We start from the raw sequence: 20,209 nt of genomic DNA, 5'->3' as shown, positions 1-20,209 counted from the left end.
CGGCCCAGGAGATGAGTTAAGGCTATAGTCGATCTATATACATATAAGGAAGTGAAGGATATGAAAGAGAACATTAATGATAAAATTGAACTTGATGCAGGAAAAAATATAGAGTACTTAAAGGAACTTTTACAAGATAATTCGGATGTCATTTTTAGGACTTTTAATGTGGGAGAGTGGAAAGCCGCATTAGTTTACATTGATGGAATGGCAAATAAGCAGCTACTCAATCATTATGTATTAGAGCCATTAATGTTATGGTCAAAGGGTATAGAGAGTGTAGAGGAAATAAAAGACACTGTGCTTGCAGTGACTGATATGCGGGAAGTGAAAAAATTAAGTGAAGGAGTTAATGCTGCCCTTTCTGGGGACACATTAATGTTTATAGATGAACTAAATTGCGCATATGTTATTGCTACTCGAGATTGGCCTGCTAGAGGGGTAGGTGATCCATCTGGTGAAACGGTAATTAGAGGAGCAAGAGAAGGGTTTACAGAAACTATAAGATTCAATACGGCATTAATTAGAAGGCGAATTAGAGATACAAAGCTAAGAATTAAACCTAAGGCTATAGGAACTAGATCGAAAACCGATGTGGCTATTATGTATATTGACGATATAGTAAATAAAGAAGTACTTCAAGAACTTGAGGATAGAATAAAAAGAATAAACATTGATGCAGTTTTTGATAGTGCTTACATCGAGCAGCTAATAGAGGATAATAAATATTCTCCATTTCCTCAAATACAAAGTACAGAGAGACCAGATGTAGTAGCAGCAGCTTTATATGAAGGTAGAGTAGCAGTGGTTGTAGATAATTCTCCTTTTGCAATTGTTGTTCCAGCTACATTACCTAATTTATTTCAATCCCCTGATGATTATTATCAAAGGTGGATGCATAGTTCTATAGTTAGAGTTATTAGAATGCTTTCTATATTTATTTCTCTTACTGCACCAGCGCTTTATGTAGCAATTACCTCTTTTCATACAGCTATAATACCTACTAAATTAGCTTATGCTATAGCAGCTTCTAGGGAAGGAGTGCCATTCCCTGCATTTGTAGAGGCTATAATTATGGAATTATTTTTAGCGCTTCTTATGGAAGCTGTGGTTAGATTACCGAGGCCCATTGGAGCTACTATTGGAATTGTAGGAGGACTCGTTATAGGGCAATCTGCAGTGAGTGCGGGAATAGTTAGTCCAATTATGACAATTATTGTGGCAATTACGGCTATTACCACATTTGTAACTCCTAATTATGAAGTTACTACGGCGTTTAGACTTGTCAGGTTTCTGCTTATTATTGCAGCGGCAATTGTAGGGTTTTATGGAATAATTATGGGGCTCATTATACTTCTAATTCACCTAGTTAGGATGAAAAGTTTTGGAATACCTTATTTAGCGCCAGCGGTGGATATTAACATTAAGGATTTAAAAGATATGTATATTAGAGCGCCGATATCTTCTCTAAAAGAGAGGCCTAAATATATGAAAACGGGAGATAAGATAAGACAAAAATAATTTATACATCTTTTATGTGGAGGCTAAAGGGATACTATGAGAGATAAAAAGATAATTGGAGATTTTGGGTTGTTTACTACTGTAGTGGTAGCTATAGTAGGCGTAGGGATATTTTCTACCCCAAGAGAAGTCATAGATAAAGTAGGTAGTGACGCGTGGGTAGTTACTTTAGCGGGCGGAATAGTTGTTTTTTTATTACTGTATCTTATGTACATGGTTATGGAAAAAAACGATTTTGAAGAACTTACAAATATATTGCAGAATAATTTTGGGAAGCTTCTTGGAGGCGTATTTGGGATTATATTTGCAATTTATAGTATATTTATTGCTTCTCTTGGAATGAGGGAGTTTGCTGAAGTAATTAAATTACATTTATTAAGGCGAACTCCTACAGAATTTATTTTGATGATTACTATTTTAACAGGAACTTACTTAGTTAGAGGTGAAATATGTGATTTAGTTAAGTTTAATGAAATTGTATTTTGGATTATGTTTATTCCCGCTTTTACAGTTTTTATACTTATCGCAATAAATGCAGATTTTACAAACTTATTACCAGTACTCAACAATAAACCGTCCGATTACTTTAGGGCTTCTAGGTATATTTTATTCTGTTTTGGTGGGATTGAAATAGCTTATCTTATTCTCCCTTATGTTAAGAATAAGAGCAATTCATCCCGTGTGTTAAAAAAGAGTATTATGTTTGTAACAATATTTTATCTAATTGTAATGATACTTGTTTTAGCGGTGTTTTCTAAATCACAGAGTAGAATCTTATTATGGCCAACTATTTCCATGATAAGATCATTATATATACCAGGTTCATTTATAGAACGTTGGGAAGGAATAGTAATGGCATTCTGGATATTTTTTTATTTCGCCACCTTTGTTAATGCTTATTTCTTTTCTGGCGAGATTGTAAAAAATGTATTTAAATTGAAAGATATTAAACTATCTTCACTTTTAATTATGCCTATTATTTATGTCGTAGCACTATATCCACAAAATATATCAGAACTTTATGCTTTGCAGTTTAAAACTACACCAGTTATATTAACGGCTATATTTGTTTTTCTACTCTTGCCGATACTCATCTTATTGGTAGGTAAATGTAAAAGTAAGGGTAAAGGGAGGCGGAAAAGTGCGGGTGAAATTTAAGAAGGTTTTACCGGTTATCCTAAGTTGTGTGTTGCTTAGTGGATGCTGGGATAAAGTAGAAATAGATAGGCTTAATTTCATATCTACTATAGCTGTTGACGCAGGGGAAGATATCGATAAAGAAAAGGAATTAAAAAGTATTAATCCGGAAGAGCCATTTGCTGAGGCGAAGATTAAAAAAATTAATGTAACTTATGGGTTTCCGGATATGAGTGTGATAGAGGGGGATAAAGCTGGGAGTCCACAGGAAAAATACATTAATACGCAGGCATCATCTATGGAGGACGCTGCGTCAGAAGCTATGGCTAAAAGTAGTAGAGATATATATATGGGGCATGCTAAGTTACTTATATTAAGCGATGATGTATTAAAATATAAAGATACTGTCAAAGAGATCGTTGATTATATGCAACGAAATCCTAGCATAAATAGAATGCTTCAGGTAGTTGTTTCGGAGGGTATAGCTGAAGACTATATAAAATTTAAACCTATGACAGAAAATAGTACTCAATATTATATTTCTGGACTTATGGATAACAGCAAGAGAAATTCTAGAATTATGAGCATAAATTTAAATGAATTTCTTATTCTTTTAAGTGAAAATGGAAGTGCATTACTACCCAGAATAACTTTAGATAAGGAAAAAAAAGAATTGATTTTAACGGGTGCTGCTATAATTAAAGATTATGAATTAAAAGGATACTTTACGCCAATCGAACTTATGGACATCCAATTGTTAAGTGGTAAGTTTAAAGCTGGTAAAAAAGTTATCTACATGGAAGGACACCCTGTTGATTATATAATAGACGGATATGAAAGGGAAATGAAAGTTACGCAGGAAGGAGGTAAGTTAGCTATTGATATAAATATAAGCCTTGAGGGCCAGCTGGGTGCTTATTATGTAGGTAAAAAAATACTTGAAAAAGGTGAGTTGCAAGGACTGCAAAATACCTTTAATAAGTCAATTAGTGAAGAATGTGAAAAAAACATGGGAATTGCTATGAAAAAATTTGAGATAGATCCATTTGGAACCCGTGAAAATGTTGAAAAATTTAACCCTTCGTTATGGAACAAAATAGAAAAGGATTGGGATGGGAAATATAAAAATGCAACAGTAAATGTGACTGTTAATACTAAAATCCGAAGAATCGGAGCAGTTCAATGAATAAAATTGCATAATCTGTTAATACTTTTAATGTGAATCAATCATTATATCCGGGGGGGATAAACATGAAGAAATTTATATTAACAAGCATTACCATAATCATTTTAATTTTCATAGTTTTAAATACAAATAATATGAGTAAAAAAGTAAGTCAAAGTGATGTTGCTGGTAAAATTATAAGGTTTCATGTGATAGCTAATAGTGATGACAAAACAGATCAAAAGTTGAAATTAAAAGTAAGAGATTCTGTTTTAAAATATATATCGCCAAAACTTAAGGATTGTAAGAACATAGAAGAATCAAGAAAGATTATAAATAATGAAAATAAAAACATTAAAAAAATTGCGGAAACGGTTATAAAGAAAAATGGGTTTAAATATTCCGTAGCGTCGACACTTTCAGAGGAAAACTTTCCAGTTAAAACTTACGGAAATATAACTTTGCCTCAAGGTAAATATGAGGCTTACAGAATTATTATCGGAACTGGCACAGGTCAAAACTGGTGGTGTGTTATGTTTCCGCCATTATGTTTTGTAGATATTACTAAAGGAAATGTATCATATGAAAAAACGGAAAAAGAAATGAAAACAGTATTATCGGATGATGAGTATAATTTGGTAGATAATACTGTTAGTAATAAAAAAATAGTTGTTAAATTTAAAATTGGCGAGATTTTCAACAAATTATTTAGTTGAAAAAATATCTAGAAGACTACTAGGAGGATAATAATTATTATCCCCTTATGAGGAATACCGGGAGGGAAACATATGAAAATGCTAAAGAAAAGAATTTTGTATACAAGTGTTGTAACTATAATTGTTGTTTTTTCAACTACTTTTGCTATACTAATGTTTTTGGAAAGATTAGATTATAGAAATTATCTTCAAGGTCAATATAGTAAAAATATGTATGAACTTGTTAGTTCTGTACAAAATATAAGGGTAAACCTAGGTAAATCTGCTATTGTGGGGTCTAGGGAACAGAGCATAGTAGTCTTTGAAGAAATATTTAGACATTCAGCCACCGCGAATGATAAATTACATTCGTTGCCACTCGATCAATCAGTTATTTCGGATACTAGTGAATTTTTAACTCAAGTAGGAGATTTCTGCTACACTTTAGGCAAAGCATCATCAGAAGGAAAGGAACTTAATGATAAGGAATATGAACTAATTGACAAATTAGAGATACAATCGTATACGCTCCAGGAACAATTAAATGGCGTGCTTTCTCAAATAAATGAAGGTAAAGTCAAATGGGGAGAAATTAGGAAAAGAAGTAGTGGAGTATTTGCAAAAGAGGGTAAGAGCCTTGTGACTGAAAAATTCACGGGTATACAAAAACAAATAGTTCAGTATCCAGCATTAATTTATGATGGGCCTTTCTCAGATAATGTATTAGAAATAAAGCCTAAAATAATATCCCAAAAGGAAGTAAGCGAAAAAGAAGCAATCAAGATAATAAAAAATATATTTGGAGGAGATAAAATTGAAAGCATTGAAAGTAATCCACAAGAAGGGAAGACTAAAATACCTGCTTACAACTTTCATGTAGCATTTAAAGGTAGAAATAAAGGTGATGGTAAAGCAGTAATAGAAGTAAGTAAAAACGGAGGTAGAATAGTATATTTATTAGATAATAGGGCTATAGGAAAACCAACTTTGAATGCTGATAAGGCAATACAAAGTGGAAGTAAGTTTATTAGTAAAATAGGATATAAAAATATGGAGTCTACATACGTGCTGAATTATGATAATACAGTAGTGGTAAGTTATGTGTATAAACAAGGAGAAGTGGCGATTTACCCAGATCAAGTAAAGCTTAAGATTGCGCTAGACGATGGTAGTATCATAGGAATTGAATCTGAAAAATTTCTAATTTCTCATGTTGAAAAAAGGAATAACGTTAAACCAAAGGTAACAGCGGCAAAAGCGCAAGAGAAGGTTGGTAAAAGGCTTAAAATAAATAAAAGTAGTTTGGCTATCATACCAACCGAGACTAATAAAGAAGTATTGTGCTATGAGTTTTTAGGGGTATACAAGGAGAAAAATTTTATTGTGTACATTAATGCTGATACTGGTTATGAAGAAAGAATAATGGAAATAATAGACACTCCTAATGGAAAGTTAACTATTTAGTATAATAAAAGGTTTAGAGTAGGAAAATATTATATGTAGTCAATTAGAGAGAGGATATATGTGCGATTTATGCACGTATATCCTCTCTCTAATTGGGTTGTTTTAATGACATTTCAAAAGTGGAGTATAAATCTCCTTCTGAAGTTGTCAGTTCGTCTAATTCGAGGCTATGCAGTGACCAGGAGATGATTTAATTTGACGTTATAAATTCAAGTTGTGTTATTAGAGAAAGTGTTTTGAAAATTAAAATACAAAGGAATAGATAAAAATGATATAATATGATATAATACTAAATTTATTTGGGAAATGGTTACTATGATTATAAGGAGTGAGCGTTAATGAAAAAGAAGATAGCAGTGTTATTTGGTGGTCAGTCCACAGAACATGAGGTTTCGAGATTGTCAGCAACATCAGTATTGAAAAATATTGATCAAACAAAATATGATATATACCCTATAGGAATAACTAAGAATGGGCTATGGTTTGAATATACTGGTAAATTAGATAACATAGAGAATGGTGAATGGGAAAAGGACGAATATTATAAAAGGCCAGAGGGACAAAAAATTATATTTAATAAAGAAGTGGATGTAGTATTCCCAGTATTGCATGGTTCGTTTGGAGAAGATGGAACTATTCAAGGTATGTGCAAATTATCCAATATTCCTTGCGTGGGTCCCGGAGTAATGTCCTCCGCTATTTGCATGGATAAAGTATATACAAAATACTTATTAGAAAAATTCAATGTGAAGCAAGCTGATTATGTGGTAATAAATTCGAGCGAACATGCAAAAGACAAAGAAATATTAATAGAAAAGATAGAAAAAAAATTGGGATATCCAGTATTTGTTAAACCGTCTAATGGAGGGTCCTCTGTAGGTATAACAAAAGCACACAACAACTATGAATTAATGCTTGGAGTAGAAGAAGCTCTAAAATATGATAGAAAAATTTTAGTTGAACAGGCCATTAATGCAAGGGAAATTGAGGTTGCTGTAATAGGGAATGATTATCCTGAGGCGGCTATTCCTGGAGAAGTAATCCCCGCAAAAGAATTTTATGATTATGAAGCTAAATATAAAAACGAGGAATCTAAACTTTTAATACCTGCAGCGCTCTGTGAAGCTAAGCTACAGACAATTAAAGATGAAGCTATAAAAATTTATAAAATACTAGATTGTGCTGGAATGGCAAGAGTGGATTTCCTAGTGGATAAAGAAACAGAAGATGTTTATTTAAATGAAGTTAATACTATACCAGGTTTTACTCAAATAAGTATGTACCCTAAAATGTGGCAAGCTACAGGGAAAACTTATGTGAAGCTTATTGATGAACTTATTGAATTGGCTATCAATAGGAACAATAAATAATAGTTTTAACGATATTTCAGCTCCGCAGGAGATGGTTTAATAGGAATTATTAAAATACAGTAAAGAGAGGTAAATACTTATGACAACAGCTTTGGCTATGATTTCTGGAGGCCTTGATAGTATATTAGCAGCAAAACTTGTAAAAGATCAGGGAATAGAAGTCATTGGGATATGCTTTAAATCACACTTTTTCAATGAGGAAAATGCATTGAAAATCGTTAAACAAATAGATATACCATTAGAAGTTATAGATTTTTCAGATGAACACTTTCAAATGGTAAAGAATCCAAAACATGGATATGGGAAGAATGTGAATCCTTGCATAGATTGCCATGCTATGATGATGAGATATAGTGGAGAGCTATTAGAAAGATTTCATGCAGATTTTATTATAACAGGAGAAGTGTTAAATCAAAGACCTATGTCGCAAAATAGATCAGCTTTAGATATAGTGAAAAATGAATCGGGTATAGGAGATAAAATCTTAAGGCCATTATGCGCTAAGAATCTTAATCCAACTCAAATGGAGATTGAAGGGTTAATAGATAGAAATGCTCTTTTGGATATAAAAGGTAGAAGCAGAAAGACTCAAATGGAACTAGCGCAAATGTGGGGTATCCTAGAGTATCCATCACCTGCTGGTGGATGTAAACTTACGGAGCCTAACTATTCTATAAGACTCAAGGACCTTCTGGAGTATAAAGAAGATATATCAAAAAAAGATTTAGAGCTATTAAAAATAGGAAGACATTTTAAAGTATCTAAGGATGTTAGGATTATATCTACAAGAACTCAGGAAGAGGGGGAATTATTAAAACAACTTTTAACGCAGGAAGATTTAATATTCTTATCTGCAGATTATAATGGGTCTACTGTTGCTATAATTGGCAAAGAGACAAATGAAGATATTGAATTTGCAGCTAAAGTTGCGGGGAGATATTGTAAGGGTAAGGATGAAAAAAATATATCTATTAGTTATGGCAGTTATGATCAGCCTTTAAATAAATTTATAGATATAACGCCTGCAACTGATGAAGAAATAAACAACTACATTTTAAAATAGCGAGGGGTAAAGTTATGAATAAAAACGCAATAATTTCAGTTGTTAGCAAACAAGCTGACAATGAAGATGATGGTGAAGCAATTGAGGTGGTGACACCGGGTAAATTTTATAAAGAAGATGATTGCTATTATGCAGTTTATGAAGAGACCGAGATTTCAGGAATGAAGGGAACTACTACTACTTTAAAAATTGATGAAGAAAAGTTTACACTTATAAGAACAGGAACTACTAATACTGAAATGAAATTTAAAAAGTATGTAAGGGACTTAACTTTATACAATACGCCCCATGGAGCATTAGATCTTACTGTGGATACTAAGGAGTTAAAGATGAATGTGGACAATAACGGCGGAGATGTATTTATAGATTATGATATGATAATAGGGAATCAACAAGTTTTAAGTACGACTTTGCAAATTAACATTAAAGCACAATAAAAATAAAGGCTATGTTCTAATTTTAGAACATAGCCTTTATTAGCATGATACACTTTAAAAAAACATACACTTTAAAAAAACATACACTTTAAAAAAACAAGTTAAAGTTATGTGTATAGTTTTTGTGTATAAGTGTCAATAATTTAAGTGACAACATAATATATAGAAAATCTAGGAGTGATTTAATGTTAAAAAATATTAATTATGAGAAGATAATAGAAGCTATTTGTTACGTTAAAGGCATAAAAAGTCATGAATCATTAAAAATATTAAAAGACAGAGAGTGTAAGTATATTTTATTCTTATTATTAAAAAAGTATAAATGTGGAGATGAAGAAAGCGCTTATAAGAATTTTCTGATTTCAAACAAAAGAGCTGCTAATTATGGGTTAAAAAAAGCAGAGGAACGATTTTTCATTAATAAAGAATTTAGAGAGAGGTATTTCGAAATAGAAAATATATTAGAGGGAAATGACTAGAAATGCAAATATAAATATTTGAGATTTTACATAACAAAACTCCAAAAAAAAGAAAAACAAAAAAACACTGGTGAATGACAAAAAAATATGCTAAAATATTATTATTATTTTAATAATAAATACGCCATTATACCATGCTATTCAATTTACAGGGTAATTCCTATTATAGAATTATAAAGAACATTTGTCAAGTTATTTTTTATAATAGTTAAATAAATTATGATGAGCAATAAAACATAGGGGGAGTAATTATGAGTGCTAAGTACATATTTGTTACAGGGGGAGTAGTGTCATCTTTAGGGAAAGGAATAACAGCAGCTTCGTTAGGAAGGCTTTTAAAAAATAGAGGGTTAAAGGTTTCTATTCAAAAATTTGACCCATATTTAAATGTGGACCCGGGCACCATGAGTCCATATCAGCATGGTGAAGTTTTTGTTACGGATGATGGTGCGGAAACAGATTTAGATTTAGGGCATTATGAGAGATTTATTGATGAGAACTTAAGCAAGAGTAGTAATGTAACCACAGGGAAAGTATATTGGTCAGTCATATCAAAAGAGAGGCGAGGGGACTATTTAGGTGGTACAGTGCAAGTAATCCCACATATAACTAATGAGATAAAAGAAAGGGTCTATCGAGTAGATAAAGAAAAAGACGTAGATGTTGTTATAACTGAAATCGGTGGAACTGTTGGGGATATTGAATCTTTACCTTTTTTAGAGGCTATAAGGCAGGTGAAATATGAAGTAGGAATAGAGAATGTTTGCTTTATCCATGTTACATTAGTGCCATATTTAAGGAAGGCTGGAGAACTTAAAACCAAGCCAACCCAACATTCTGTAAAAGAATTGAGAAGTATAGGCATTCAGCCAGACATCATAGTATGTCGTTCTGAGAAGGAGATATCTGATGATTTGAAGTCCAAAATAGGTCTGTTCTGTAATTTGGAGGCGAACTGCGTAATTCAAAACTTGGATGCTGAGAATTTATATGAAGTGCCACTTATGCTTCACAAAGAAGGATTAGATACCCTAGTGTGTAAAAAATTAAAATTTACTTGTCTTGAAATAGATAATAGTGCGTGGATTAATATGGTAGATAAATTAAAGAGTTTATCTGGAAATGTAAAAATAGCTTTAGTAGGAAAATATGTAGAACTTCATGATGCATATATTTCTGTTGTTGAGGCATTGAGTCATGGAGGTCTTTATAATGATTGCAATGTAGAAATTAAATGGGTAAATGCCTGCGATATAACTTCAGAGAATGCAAGTGAAATATTGGAAGATGTTGACGGAATATTGGTGCCTGGAGGATTTGGTGATAGAGGAATTGAAGGCAAAATACAGGCGACTCGATATGCTAGAGAAAATAAAGTGCCGTTCTTTGGGATATGCCTTGGTATGCAATGCGCTGTTATAGAATATGCAAGAAATGCGTCGGGACTCAAAACCGCTAATAGTTCAGAAATCGATGCGCAGACGAAGTATCCAGTAATAGATTTAATGCCAGACCAAAAAGATTTAGATGAAAAAGGAGGTACAATGAGACTAGGGCTATATGCATGTAAATTAGCAAAAGATTCTAATGCTTATGAAGCGTACAAAGATGAAGTAATATATGAAAGACATAGGCATAGATATGAATTTAATAATGAGTATAGAAAAGAAATGATTGACGCAGGACTTTTGCTTACAGGAACAAGTCCTGATGAAAAATTAGTAGAAATAGTTGAAATTAAAGATCATCCTTGGTTTGTTGGAGTTCAGTTTCATCCAGAACTTAAATCTAGACCTAATAAACCACATGTATTATTTAGTGCATTTATTAAGGCCTCGCTTAATAAATGATATAGTTAAAGGGCTGTAAGTAACATAAGCAGCCCTTTATTTTTTTACTCCATAACAAATTATTAAACAATTTTAAATTATAATGATTTTTATATAAAACTTACTAATAGTTTCAATTTAAATTTAGCAGGAATTTAATTAAATTTATAGAATTTAGTATTAAACACTATAGCCAAGAAAAATGGATTTGTTTTAACGGCATTTCAGCACTGCAGGTGATGATTAGTAATCCTTATGTAAAAAAATTCACATAAGAAGTATAAAATATGGAGGTGAAGTAATTGGTATTTGATACTAATATTGCTATGGCTTTGAAAAATCCTAATGGTGAGTACAAAATTTGCGAACTGACAATATTTGAAATAGAGAACATGGAAACTGTATTTCCCTCTTTAAAAGTTGAATTACATAAAGGTACTGAAATATTAATTAAGGTTAAGTGTTCGCTATGTGAGGAGTTTCATTTTTATCATTATAATATTAAGGAGTTTTTTAAAATAAATATGGTTATAGGAGGATGTGAACAATTAGCCTTACCTATATTTTTAATTGGCAAGAATCAAAAAGTTATTGAAAAAGTAAATGAATATAGACAGACTATAGAGAAGATTTACGCTATGATATAAAAGAAAAAACAAGTAATTAGGCGGGACATGGAACTATATAGGTTGCTGGGGAATTTAAATATAGTGGATTAAAATTGTGAAATAGGATATAATTTAAAGAATATATCATTTCAAGAAAATTCATTGGATAGTAGACTCGTTTTAAAATTCCCATGATATTTATTAAATAGATATTATATATGAAATACCCTTCGGAGGTGCAGATTTTTGATAAATAAAGATTTTGATAATAGGACAGTAGTCGAGCTGCGGGAACATTGCAAAGAACTCGGCATTAAAAATATTTCTAAACTTAAAAAAAGTGAATTAATTGAGGAAATAAAGAAGATAACGCCAGTTTCTATGCAAAAGGATGGAGTTATTTTAAGAGAAAAAATAAGTCCCAAAAACACTTCTACAGCTGGAGACAATATTATAGGAAATTCAGAGAAGCAAATCGAAATTAACCCAATTCAAACTACTCAAGCTACCAATAATTCAGAACATGATACAGGTTTTAAAAATCAAAATGAAAATAAAAAAGAAAAATTACAAGAAATGATAAATGAATCGGGATCGGCAAGAGGAGTCCTGGAAATAATTGAAAACAATAGTTATGGGTTTCTAAGGGGGAATAATTACTTATCAGGACCTGACGATATATATGTTTCGCCATCTCAAATTAGAAGATTTAACTTAAAAACAGGTGATGAAGTAGAAGGTAAGGTTAGAACGCCTAAAGAAGGTGAAAAATTTAAAGCTCTGTTGTATGTACAACAAGTAAATGGAGAAAATCCTGACAGAGCTGTAGGTAGAAGACCTTTTGAAAAGTTAACTCCGATTTATCCAACTCAAAGATTGACACTAGAAACATGTGCAACTGATTTGTCTTCGAGAATGATGGATATTATTTCTCCTATAGGAAAAGGGCAGAGAGGCATAATTGTAGCACAGCCAAAGGCGGGAAAAACAACACTTCTTAAAAAAATCGCTAACAGTATCTCTATAAATCACCCAGAAGTAAAATTAATTGTTGTTTTAATAGATGAAAGGCCTGAAGAAGTTACTGATATGCAGAGATCTATTAATGGTGAAGTTATTTATTCAACTTTTGATGAAGAACCAGATCATCATACAAAAGTAGCTTCTATGGTTCTTGAGAGAGCTAAAAGAATGGTAGAACAAGGTCAAGATGTAGTTATTCTATTAGATAGTTTAACTAGGCTTTCTAGAGCTTACAATTTAACCGTAACCCCTTCAGGAAGAACTCTATCCGGAGGACTTGATCCTAGTGCACTCTTGATGCCGAAGAAATTTTTTGGAGCGGCTAGAAATATAGAAGAGGGAGGAAGTTTGACAATCCTTGCTACTGCTTTGGTAGAAACAGGAAGTAGAATGGATGACATGATTTTTGAGGAATTTAAGGGTACAGGAAATATGGAAGTTCACTTAGATAGAAAACTTCAAGAAAGAAGAATATTCCCAGCAATAGATATTTATAAATCAGGGACAAGAAGAGAGGATTTATTACTTACTAAGATTGAAATGGAGACTATTTATAATTTAAGGAAGATAATGTATAGAGAAGGCAATGCATTAGGTGTAACAGAAAAACTTCTAAACTTATTGGCTACAACAAAGAGTAATAATGAATTTTTTGAGATGATAAATAAGAATTTTGAGTTATTAGCTAGATAACACAACTTTTAAATTAGTATAATTAAAAAAATGGAAAAGATAATTAAATCTTTTCCATTAATATATTATTCTGCATCTTCATTTTTTATGTTAAATTTCTTCATGAATCTATCAACTCTTCCACCGGCATCAATATTCTTTTGCTTACCAGTGTAGAATGGATGGCAATTAGAACATACATCTACTTTAAGTTCTTGTTTAGTAGATCCTGTAATAAAAGTGTTTCCACATGCGCATTTAACAACTGTGTCATGATGGTATTCTGGATGTATTGCTTCTTGCATATTTTTCACCTCTTTCAAAAAAAATATATACCCGTATTGTCAACTCTTTAATTTTATCATATAATTAATAATTAAGTCAATAAGAATAAAAATATATTAAAGTAAAAAAACATGTGTAAGATTTGCCATAGAATTATAAGGCATACTTAAAGCTGTGCTTTTAAAACATGGATTAACAAATTGGAGGGAAAAATATGTACGGACCAAAAAATCATGGCTGGGTGGAAGTTATTATAGGGCCTATGTACAGCGGGAAGTCTGAGGAACTTATACGTAGGATAAGAAGAATTAAAATTGCAAGACAGAAAGTGCAGGTTTTCAAACCTGAAATTGACAATAGATATAGCAGGGGAGACGTGGTGTCTCACTCCGGAACTAAGGTAGATGCAGTTCCGGTTAAGAATAGCGCACAGATGTTGCAGCTCTTGGATGCAGATACACAAGTTATTGCTATAGATGAGGTACAGTTTTTCGATAAGGGTATAATTGATGTAATCACTACCTTAGCTGATAGCAATAAAAGGGTTATATGTGCGGGTTTAGATATGGATTTTAGAGGGATACCTTTCGGACCGATACCTACACTTCTGGCTGTGGCGGAATTTGTTGACAAAATTCAGGCTATTTGTGTAGTGTGTGGCAATCCGGCTACTAGAACTCAACGTTTAATTAATGGGAAACCGGCTAAATATGAAGATCCCATTGTCTTAATTGGAGCTACGGAATCCTATGAAGCGCGATGTAGAAAGTGTCACATTGTCCCAAAAGAAGGGGTGTAACTATGGCTAAAAACATAAATGTCGGAGGTCAGGCAGTAATTGAAGGGGTTATGATGAGAGGAAGCGCGGGAATTGCCACCGCGGTGAGAACTGAGCAAGGGGAAATTGTAGTGGAGAAAAAAGGATACACAGCTTACACTAAAAAAAATAAAATTTTGGGGCTTCCAATAATAAGAGGGTTTGTTTCTTTAATTGAGTCTTTAGTTATAGGTGTAAAAACTTTAAATTATTCAGCTTCTTTTTTTGAAGAAGAGGAAGAACCTTCAAAATTAGATAAATGGATAAAAAAAGTATTCAAGGAAAAAAGCAATGATGTAATTGTGGGGATATCTCTCGTCATTTCATTGATTATATCTATAGGGTTATTTTTTATTTTACCAACTCTTGTAGCTAGTCTTTTTAGTAAGGTGGGCGCAAGCACAATGGGTATGAATATTGTAGAAGGAATTATTAGAGTTTTAATATTTTTAATATACGTATATTTAATAGGAAAAATGGAAGATATCAAGAGGGTATATCAATACCATGGCGCAGAACATAAAACTATATTTTGTTATGAAAACAATGTTGAATTAACTCCAGAGAATGCAGCTAAGTTTGGAAGACTGCATCCAAGATGTGGTACGAATTTTTTGTTTTTAGTTATGATAGTTAGTATAATAATGTTTTCTTTAACTGGTTGGAATTCAATCTGGGAAAGAATAATGTATAGAATAGTACTTCTTCCTTTGATTTCGGGTGGAAGCTATGAAATTATTAAATGGATGGGAAAAAGCACAGGCACCCTAGCTAAAATCCTTTCTTATCCAGGACTGAAATTGCAGAACCTAACTACGAGGGAACCGGATTTGTCTCAGATAGAAGTGGCAATAAAGGCGCTTAAAGTAGCTGAGGGTATTGAATGTGTCTAATATAAAAAACAAATATATTCATCCCGTGGTAATCATAAATGAAGGTGGTAGGAAATGAATATAGGAGAAATACTTCTAGAATCGTATGAAATTTTAAAAAAAGTTCAGATTGAAAGTTATTTGTTGGATTCACAACTCTTACTTGCTAAGGTTTTAAATAAGGATAAATTGTTCATAATGCTTAATAGAGATTTTAATCTTAATCAAAAGCAGGAAAATGAATTTTCGCGGTTAATTCAGATTAGAAAAAGTAAAATGCCTATAAAATACATTCTTGGTGAATGCGAATTTATGGGAATGGATTTTATAGTAAGGCCAGGAGTTTTGATACCGAGGCCTGACACTGAAATTTTAGTTGAAGAAGTAATTAATCATATAAATGAAAAAGCTTATACTGAAGTGTGTGATGTTTGTAGTGGAAGTGGAGCTATTGGCATAGCCATAGCTGAATTCATTAAAAGTACGAAGGTAACGCTGTATGATATAGCTGATGACGCTTTAACTGTGGCAAAATTGAATATAGAAAGATTTGACTTGGCTATTAGAGTTAACGTGGAGAATAGTGACTTATTGAAAGCTCCTATTGAACAAAACAAGAAATTTGAAGTGGTAGTTTCCAATCCACCTTATATAAGAGAAGATGTTATACCAACTTTAATGGATGATGTAAAGGAATATGAACCGTATATAGCCCTTAGTGGTGGAAGAGATGGTTTAGATTTTTACAGGAGGATTACAGAAGAGAGTTTACAGGTTTTGAAAAAGGGAGGGCTCTTAGCTTTTGAAATAGGATATGATCAAAGAGAAGAAGTTAGCAATATTCTTTTAAAATCAGGATTTAAGAAAATAGAATGTATTAAAGATTTGGCTGGGAATGATAGGGTCATTAAAGCCATTTTAGTGTAATAAATGTTAAATCATCTCCTGCGGAGATACACAGCTTCGACGAAGGTGTATTAGCTAGATGCAATTTGTATTTTGAATCTAATTGTGATAAAATAATATGATGTGAAAATATATATACGGAGTGATAAATATGTTGGGTAGGCTTGATTTTACAGAAAATAAATACGATGAGATTTCAATTAAAATTTGCGACCCGTTGGTTATAGCTAATCAAAAGGAATGGCAAAAGTTATGCAAAGAACATGCAGAATTGGAAATACTCGTTACAAAATATAGAATATATAAAAAAGCTAAGCAGGATTTAGAATCAAACAAAGAAATGCTTAGAGAAGAATCAGATAAAGAAATGAAAGATATGATTCAAGAAGAGATGAAGGACTTAACTCAAACTAAAGAAACTATGCAGGAAGAATTAAGAATTTTACTTTTGCCTAAGGATCCAAATGATGATAAAAATGTATTTGTTGAAATTAGGGCAGGAGCAGGTGGAGATGAAGCAGCATTGTTTGCAGCAAATCTATTCAGAATGTATACAAGATATGCAGAGCGTAATAGATGGAAAGTTGAAGTAATGAGTGCTAATGAAACTGATATTGGCGGATTCAAAGAAGTGGTATTTATGATAAAAGGTGAATCTACATATAGTAAATTTAAATACGAAAGTGGAGTACACAGGGTTCAAAGGGTTCCAGATACAGAGTCGAGCGGAAGAATTCATACGTCTACGGCTACTGTAGCAGTGCTGCCAGAGGTTGAAGATGTAGACATTGAAGTTAGTGCTAACGATTTAAGGATAGATGTGTTTAGAGCATCTGGTAATGGCGGACAGTGTGTTAATACAACAGATTCAGCAGTAAGAATGACACATATCCCTACAGGACTTGTAGTTTCTTGTCAGGATGAGAAGTCTCAGTTAAAGAATAAAGAAAAAGCACTAAAAATATTAAAATCTAGATTGTTTGATAAAGCTGAGGCTGAAAGATCGGCAGGAATAGCTGAAGATAGAAGGAGTCAAGTAGGTACGGGAGATAGAAGTGAGAGAATAAGAACTTACAACTATCCTCAAGGAAGGGTAACAGATCATAGAATAGGGTTAACATTGTATAGATTAGAATCTTTTCTTGATGGAGATATAGATGAAATGCTAAATACCTTGATAACCGCTGATCAAGCAGAAAAGATGAAATCCATGGGTAATAATGATTAGAATTTAGTCTAGGCACATGTAAATAAACTAGCATATTGATTTGTGTTTTATAAGGACTCTTATTATTATAAGTGAAAGGTGAAATTATGAATATAAATAAAGCCATTAGAAAGCAAAAAAAGACCTGCAAATGTTAATGCTATCAATGTGCTTTATTTTTGTTTTATTGCTAAATATATTAATAGACAAAAGATTATAAATATATTTTAATAGATGACTTATATAGATATTGTGTTCAAGCAATCTTTTCTGATGATATAGAAAAAATTAAAGATTGCGGCATAAACCCCCACTGACACAAATAAAATTAGTGTATAGGGAAATAAGCATAAAGCTAAACGCTTCTATACTTTATTCTCATATGGAATTGTAGTATATATGATTATAATTCTATAAAAGTGGGGGTATAAATTTGAATAATAGTATTGTTTTGATAATCATATTTTCAGGAGTAATAGCTTTGATCGGTACTATGACAGGGGCGTTTTTAGGTGTTATTATGAACAAACCTTCACAAAAATTTTTGGGGAATATTATAGGATTTTCATCAGGACTTATGCTTTCTATTGTAGTTTTTGAACTTATTCCAGAAGCTACAGAAAAAACAGGATTGCCAGGAACCTTATTATTTTTAATCCTAGGAATTATTATTGTTGTAACAATAGACAAAATCAGCAATTTAAGTGGCAATGCAAATTCTCAATATACAAAGGTGGCTTTTATGGTTGCCATTGGAATAATGATTCATAATTTTCCAGAAGGTCTAATAATGGGATTTGGGTTTGTTAACGGAGAAAACTTAGGCCTTAAAATGAGCGTTATAATTGCAATACATGATGTGCCTGAAGGGTTGGCTGTGGCAGCACCTCTAATGCTTTCGGGAACAAAGGGTAGAAAAATATTATTTTATGCATTTTTAACAGCATTGCCTACTGCAATTGGCGCTTGGATAGGAATTTATATTGGCAGCATATCTGTAAATATATTAGGTGGTGCTCTAGCATTTGCGTCAGGTGTCATGTTATATGTGATTTACGGAGAGATGATTCCACAGTCTAAAAAGCTCTGGTCAGGAATAACAAACACATTGGGGATACTTTTGGGGATAATAGTTGGGTTAATAGTGACTAATGTGCTTTAATGAATTTCAGAAGGAGAGTCTCCCACTTCTATAAGTGGGAGTATAAATCTCCTTCTGAAGTCGTCAATGCATCTTCTTCGAAGATGTGCAGCATCGCAGGAGATGATTTAATTAAGGGGTGGAAGGATGAAAACGAAGATAACAATAATAGATGAAAATAATATTGAACAAAATGTAATTAATGAGGCTGGACTCGTTATAGCTGAAGGCGGATTAGTTGTTTTTCCTACGGAAACAGTTTATGGTCTTGGTGCGAATGCCTTAGATAAGATTGCTGTAGAAAAAATTTTTAAGGCTAAGGGAAGACCACAGGATAACCCCCTTATTGTGCATGTGGCAGATTTTAATATAGAGTATTTAGTTAAAGAAATACCCTATATAGCCAAAGAAATTATGAATAGATACTGGCCTGGACCAATAACACTTATTTTTAATAAGTCTAATTTGATCCCTATAACTACAAGTGCGGGACTCGATACTGTAGGTATACGTATGCCAGCGAGCCTCATTGCAAGAAAACTTATTGAGGCAGCTGGAACACCTATTGCAGCCCCATCAGCCAATATATCTGGCAGACCCAGTCCAACTGATGTAGAAAGTTGTATTGAAGATTTAAATGGAAAGATAGAGTATATTCTAGGGGGAGATAAAAGTAAAGTAGGCCTTGAGTCAACAATAGTTGATTGTACTTGTACCCCTTTATGTATACTAAGGCCGGGGGCTATAACCATTGAGATGTTAAGAGAGATAGATGAGAAAATATATATTGATAAAAATATAATGTCTAAACCAAAGAACGATTTTAAACCTAAAGCACCTGGCATGAAATATAGGCATTATGCACCAAAATCTCCAGTTAAAATTATATGTGGAGATTTAGAAAAAACTGTTGCAAAAATTAATGAAATAGTGCAGACTAATATGGGCTATAAAAAAATAGGAATTATAGCAACAGATGAAACTAAAGCTAAATATCCTTACGGCACTGTTATTTCATTAGGAAGCAGAAAGCACTTAGAGGGTGTGGGCAAAAATCTTTTTGAAGTTTTAAGAAGTTTTGATGATACCGATGTAGATTTAATATTATCAGAAGCGTTTGAAGAAAAGGGTATAGGTGTTGCTATAATGAATAGGCTTAAGAAATCTGCAGGATTTGATATGACTGAAGTATAGTAGATAACAATTTATAGTTGATATCTATTCCAGATGAATATGAGGAGGATAACTATGGGTATATTGTATGTTTGTAATGAGAAAATGCGAAGAAGCTATATGATAGAATCTATTTATAGTAAAATATATACTATAAATATCATAGACCCATATGTTAAAGATGCCTTAGTATATTCCAAAAAATTTAGTGAATTAAAGAATAATATATTCTTATTATTGGATAAGATAAAGAAGATAATAGTATTTAAATAGTTTATTTAAATACCGATATCTTCTTTTTTTGTAATATAATATCTTAGATAATAAAATATTGGGGGTGTTTCG

Annotated in this window: 20 protein-coding genes; 19 read left to right on the top strand and 1 reads right to left on the bottom strand. The window is 32.4% G+C overall.

Translation table 11 applies throughout. The features are described from left to right. Nucleotides 1–60: 60 nt before the first annotated feature. The 12 genes from ACWJJT_RS09870 (at nucleotide 61) to rho (ending at nucleotide 13,484) form a co-directional block, all read left to right on the top strand. The gene (locus ACWJJT_RS09870) at nucleotides 61–1,521 is read left to right on the top strand and encodes a spore germination protein (protein ID WP_462954603.1); all 1,461 of its coding nucleotides are present in this window, start codon (nucleotides 61–63) and stop codon (nucleotides 1,519–1,521) included. A 36-nt stretch (nucleotides 1,522–1,557) separates the two neighbouring features. Continuing rightward, nucleotides 1,558–2,679 carry a GerAB/ArcD/ProY family transporter gene (locus tag ACWJJT_RS09865; RefSeq protein WP_462954602.1) on the top strand — a complete coding sequence of 374 codons (1,122 nt, stop codon included), beginning with the start codon at nucleotides 1,558–1,560 and terminating at the stop codon, nucleotides 2,677–2,679. Further along, nucleotides 2,663–3,844 (top strand): Ger(x)C family spore germination protein, encoded by a 1,182-nt coding sequence (locus ACWJJT_RS09860; RefSeq protein ID WP_462954601.1) that lies wholly within the window; start codon nucleotides 2,663–2,665, stop codon nucleotides 3,842–3,844. Before ACWJJT_RS09865 ends, ACWJJT_RS09860 begins: the two co-directional genes overlap by 17 nt. A 65-nt stretch (nucleotides 3,845–3,909) precedes the next feature. Further along, nucleotides 3,910–4,539, top strand: a complete 630-nt coding sequence (gene spoIIR / locus ACWJJT_RS09855) for a stage II sporulation protein R (RefSeq protein ID WP_462954600.1) — start codon at nucleotides 3,910–3,912, stop codon at nucleotides 4,537–4,539. 72 nt (nucleotides 4,540–4,611) lie between these two features. Then, entirely contained in the window at nucleotides 4,612–5,982 is a 1,371-nt protein-coding gene (gene ypeB / locus ACWJJT_RS09850; RefSeq protein WP_462954599.1) for a germination protein YpeB, read from the top strand. Between the two features lie 338 nt (nucleotides 5,983–6,320). After that, nucleotides 6,321–7,352, top strand: coding sequence for a D-alanine--D-alanine ligase family protein (locus ACWJJT_RS09845; protein WP_462954598.1), 1,032 nt, complete (start codon nucleotides 6,321–6,323; stop codon nucleotides 7,350–7,352). A 79-nt stretch (nucleotides 7,353–7,431) separates the two neighbouring features. Continuing rightward, nucleotides 7,432–8,415, top strand: coding sequence for a tRNA 4-thiouridine(8) synthase ThiI (locus tag ACWJJT_RS09840; RefSeq protein ID WP_462954597.1), 984 nt, complete (start codon nucleotides 7,432–7,434; stop codon nucleotides 8,413–8,415). 14 nt (nucleotides 8,416–8,429) lie between these two features. After that, nucleotides 8,430–8,852 (top strand): YwiB family protein, encoded by a 423-nt coding sequence (locus ACWJJT_RS09835; RefSeq protein WP_462954596.1) that lies wholly within the window; start codon nucleotides 8,430–8,432, stop codon nucleotides 8,850–8,852. A 185-nt stretch (nucleotides 8,853–9,037) separates the two neighbouring features. After that, complete coding sequence (locus ACWJJT_RS09830) at nucleotides 9,038–9,331, top strand: ribose-5-phosphate isomerase (RefSeq protein WP_462954595.1); 294 nt, start codon at nucleotides 9,038–9,040, stop codon at nucleotides 9,329–9,331. A gap of 251 nt (nucleotides 9,332–9,582) precedes the next feature. Further along, nucleotides 9,583–11,181 carry a CTP synthase gene (locus ACWJJT_RS09825; protein WP_462954594.1) on the top strand — a complete coding sequence of 533 codons (1,599 nt, stop codon included), beginning with the start codon at nucleotides 9,583–9,585 and terminating at the stop codon, nucleotides 11,179–11,181. 281 nt (nucleotides 11,182–11,462) lie between these two features. After that, entirely contained in the window at nucleotides 11,463–11,807 is a 345-nt protein-coding gene (locus ACWJJT_RS09820) for a hypothetical protein (protein ID WP_220286864.1), read from the top strand. Nucleotides 11,808–12,014: 207 nt separating this feature from the next. Then, the gene (gene rho / locus ACWJJT_RS09815; RefSeq protein WP_216303367.1) at nucleotides 12,015–13,484 is read left to right on the top strand and encodes a transcription termination factor Rho; all 1,470 of its coding nucleotides are present in this window, start codon (nucleotides 12,015–12,017) and stop codon (nucleotides 13,482–13,484) included. A 65-nt stretch (nucleotides 13,485–13,549) separates the two neighbouring features. Here rho and rpmE read toward each other — a convergent pair whose 3' ends face one another. Beyond that, the gene (gene rpmE, locus ACWJJT_RS09810) at nucleotides 13,550–13,768 is read right to left on the bottom strand and encodes a 50S ribosomal protein L31 (protein WP_462954593.1); all 219 of its coding nucleotides are present in this window, start codon (nucleotides 13,766–13,768) and stop codon (nucleotides 13,550–13,552) included. Between the two features lie 194 nt (nucleotides 13,769–13,962). Here rpmE and ACWJJT_RS09805 point away from each other — a divergent pair, with 194 nt between their 5' ends. The 7 genes from ACWJJT_RS09805 (at nucleotide 13,963) to ACWJJT_RS09775 (ending at nucleotide 20,137) form a co-directional block, all read left to right on the top strand. Further along, nucleotides 13,963–14,547 carry a thymidine kinase gene (locus tag ACWJJT_RS09805; protein WP_462954592.1) on the top strand — a complete coding sequence of 195 codons (585 nt, stop codon included), beginning with the start codon at nucleotides 13,963–13,965 and terminating at the stop codon, nucleotides 14,545–14,547. Nucleotides 14,548–14,549: 2 nt separating this feature from the next. Beyond that, complete coding sequence (locus tag ACWJJT_RS09800; protein ID WP_220286865.1) at nucleotides 14,550–15,458, top strand: DUF1385 domain-containing protein; 909 nt, start codon at nucleotides 14,550–14,552, stop codon at nucleotides 15,456–15,458. Nucleotides 15,459–15,512: 54 nt separating this feature from the next. Continuing rightward, complete coding sequence (gene prmC, locus ACWJJT_RS09795; RefSeq protein ID WP_462954591.1) at nucleotides 15,513–16,364, top strand: peptide chain release factor N(5)-glutamine methyltransferase; 852 nt, start codon at nucleotides 15,513–15,515, stop codon at nucleotides 16,362–16,364. 130 nt (nucleotides 16,365–16,494) lie between these two features. Then, nucleotides 16,495–17,571: a peptide chain release factor 1 gene (gene prfA, locus ACWJJT_RS09790; RefSeq protein WP_216303364.1), complete on the top strand. Its 1,077-nt coding sequence runs from the start codon at nucleotides 16,495–16,497 to the stop codon at nucleotides 17,569–17,571. A 412-nt stretch (nucleotides 17,572–17,983) separates the two neighbouring features. Continuing rightward, nucleotides 17,984–18,712, top strand: a complete 729-nt coding sequence (locus tag ACWJJT_RS09785) for a ZIP family metal transporter (RefSeq protein WP_462954590.1) — start codon at nucleotides 17,984–17,986, stop codon at nucleotides 18,710–18,712. A 126-nt stretch (nucleotides 18,713–18,838) separates the two neighbouring features. Continuing rightward, the gene (locus ACWJJT_RS09780) at nucleotides 18,839–19,885 is read left to right on the top strand and encodes an L-threonylcarbamoyladenylate synthase (protein WP_462954589.1); all 1,047 of its coding nucleotides are present in this window, start codon (nucleotides 18,839–18,841) and stop codon (nucleotides 19,883–19,885) included. Nucleotides 19,886–19,939: 54 nt separating this feature from the next. After that, nucleotides 19,940–20,137, top strand: a complete 198-nt coding sequence (locus tag ACWJJT_RS09775) for a hypothetical protein (RefSeq protein WP_462954588.1) — start codon at nucleotides 19,940–19,942, stop codon at nucleotides 20,135–20,137. The last annotated feature ends 72 nt before the right edge of the window (nucleotides 20,138–20,209 follow it).

It is taken from the genome of Clostridium sp. CM041 (assembly GCF_055081035.1).
Note: the sequence above shows the minus strand (reverse complement) of the source record. Positions and strands in the feature narration are given on the sequence as shown.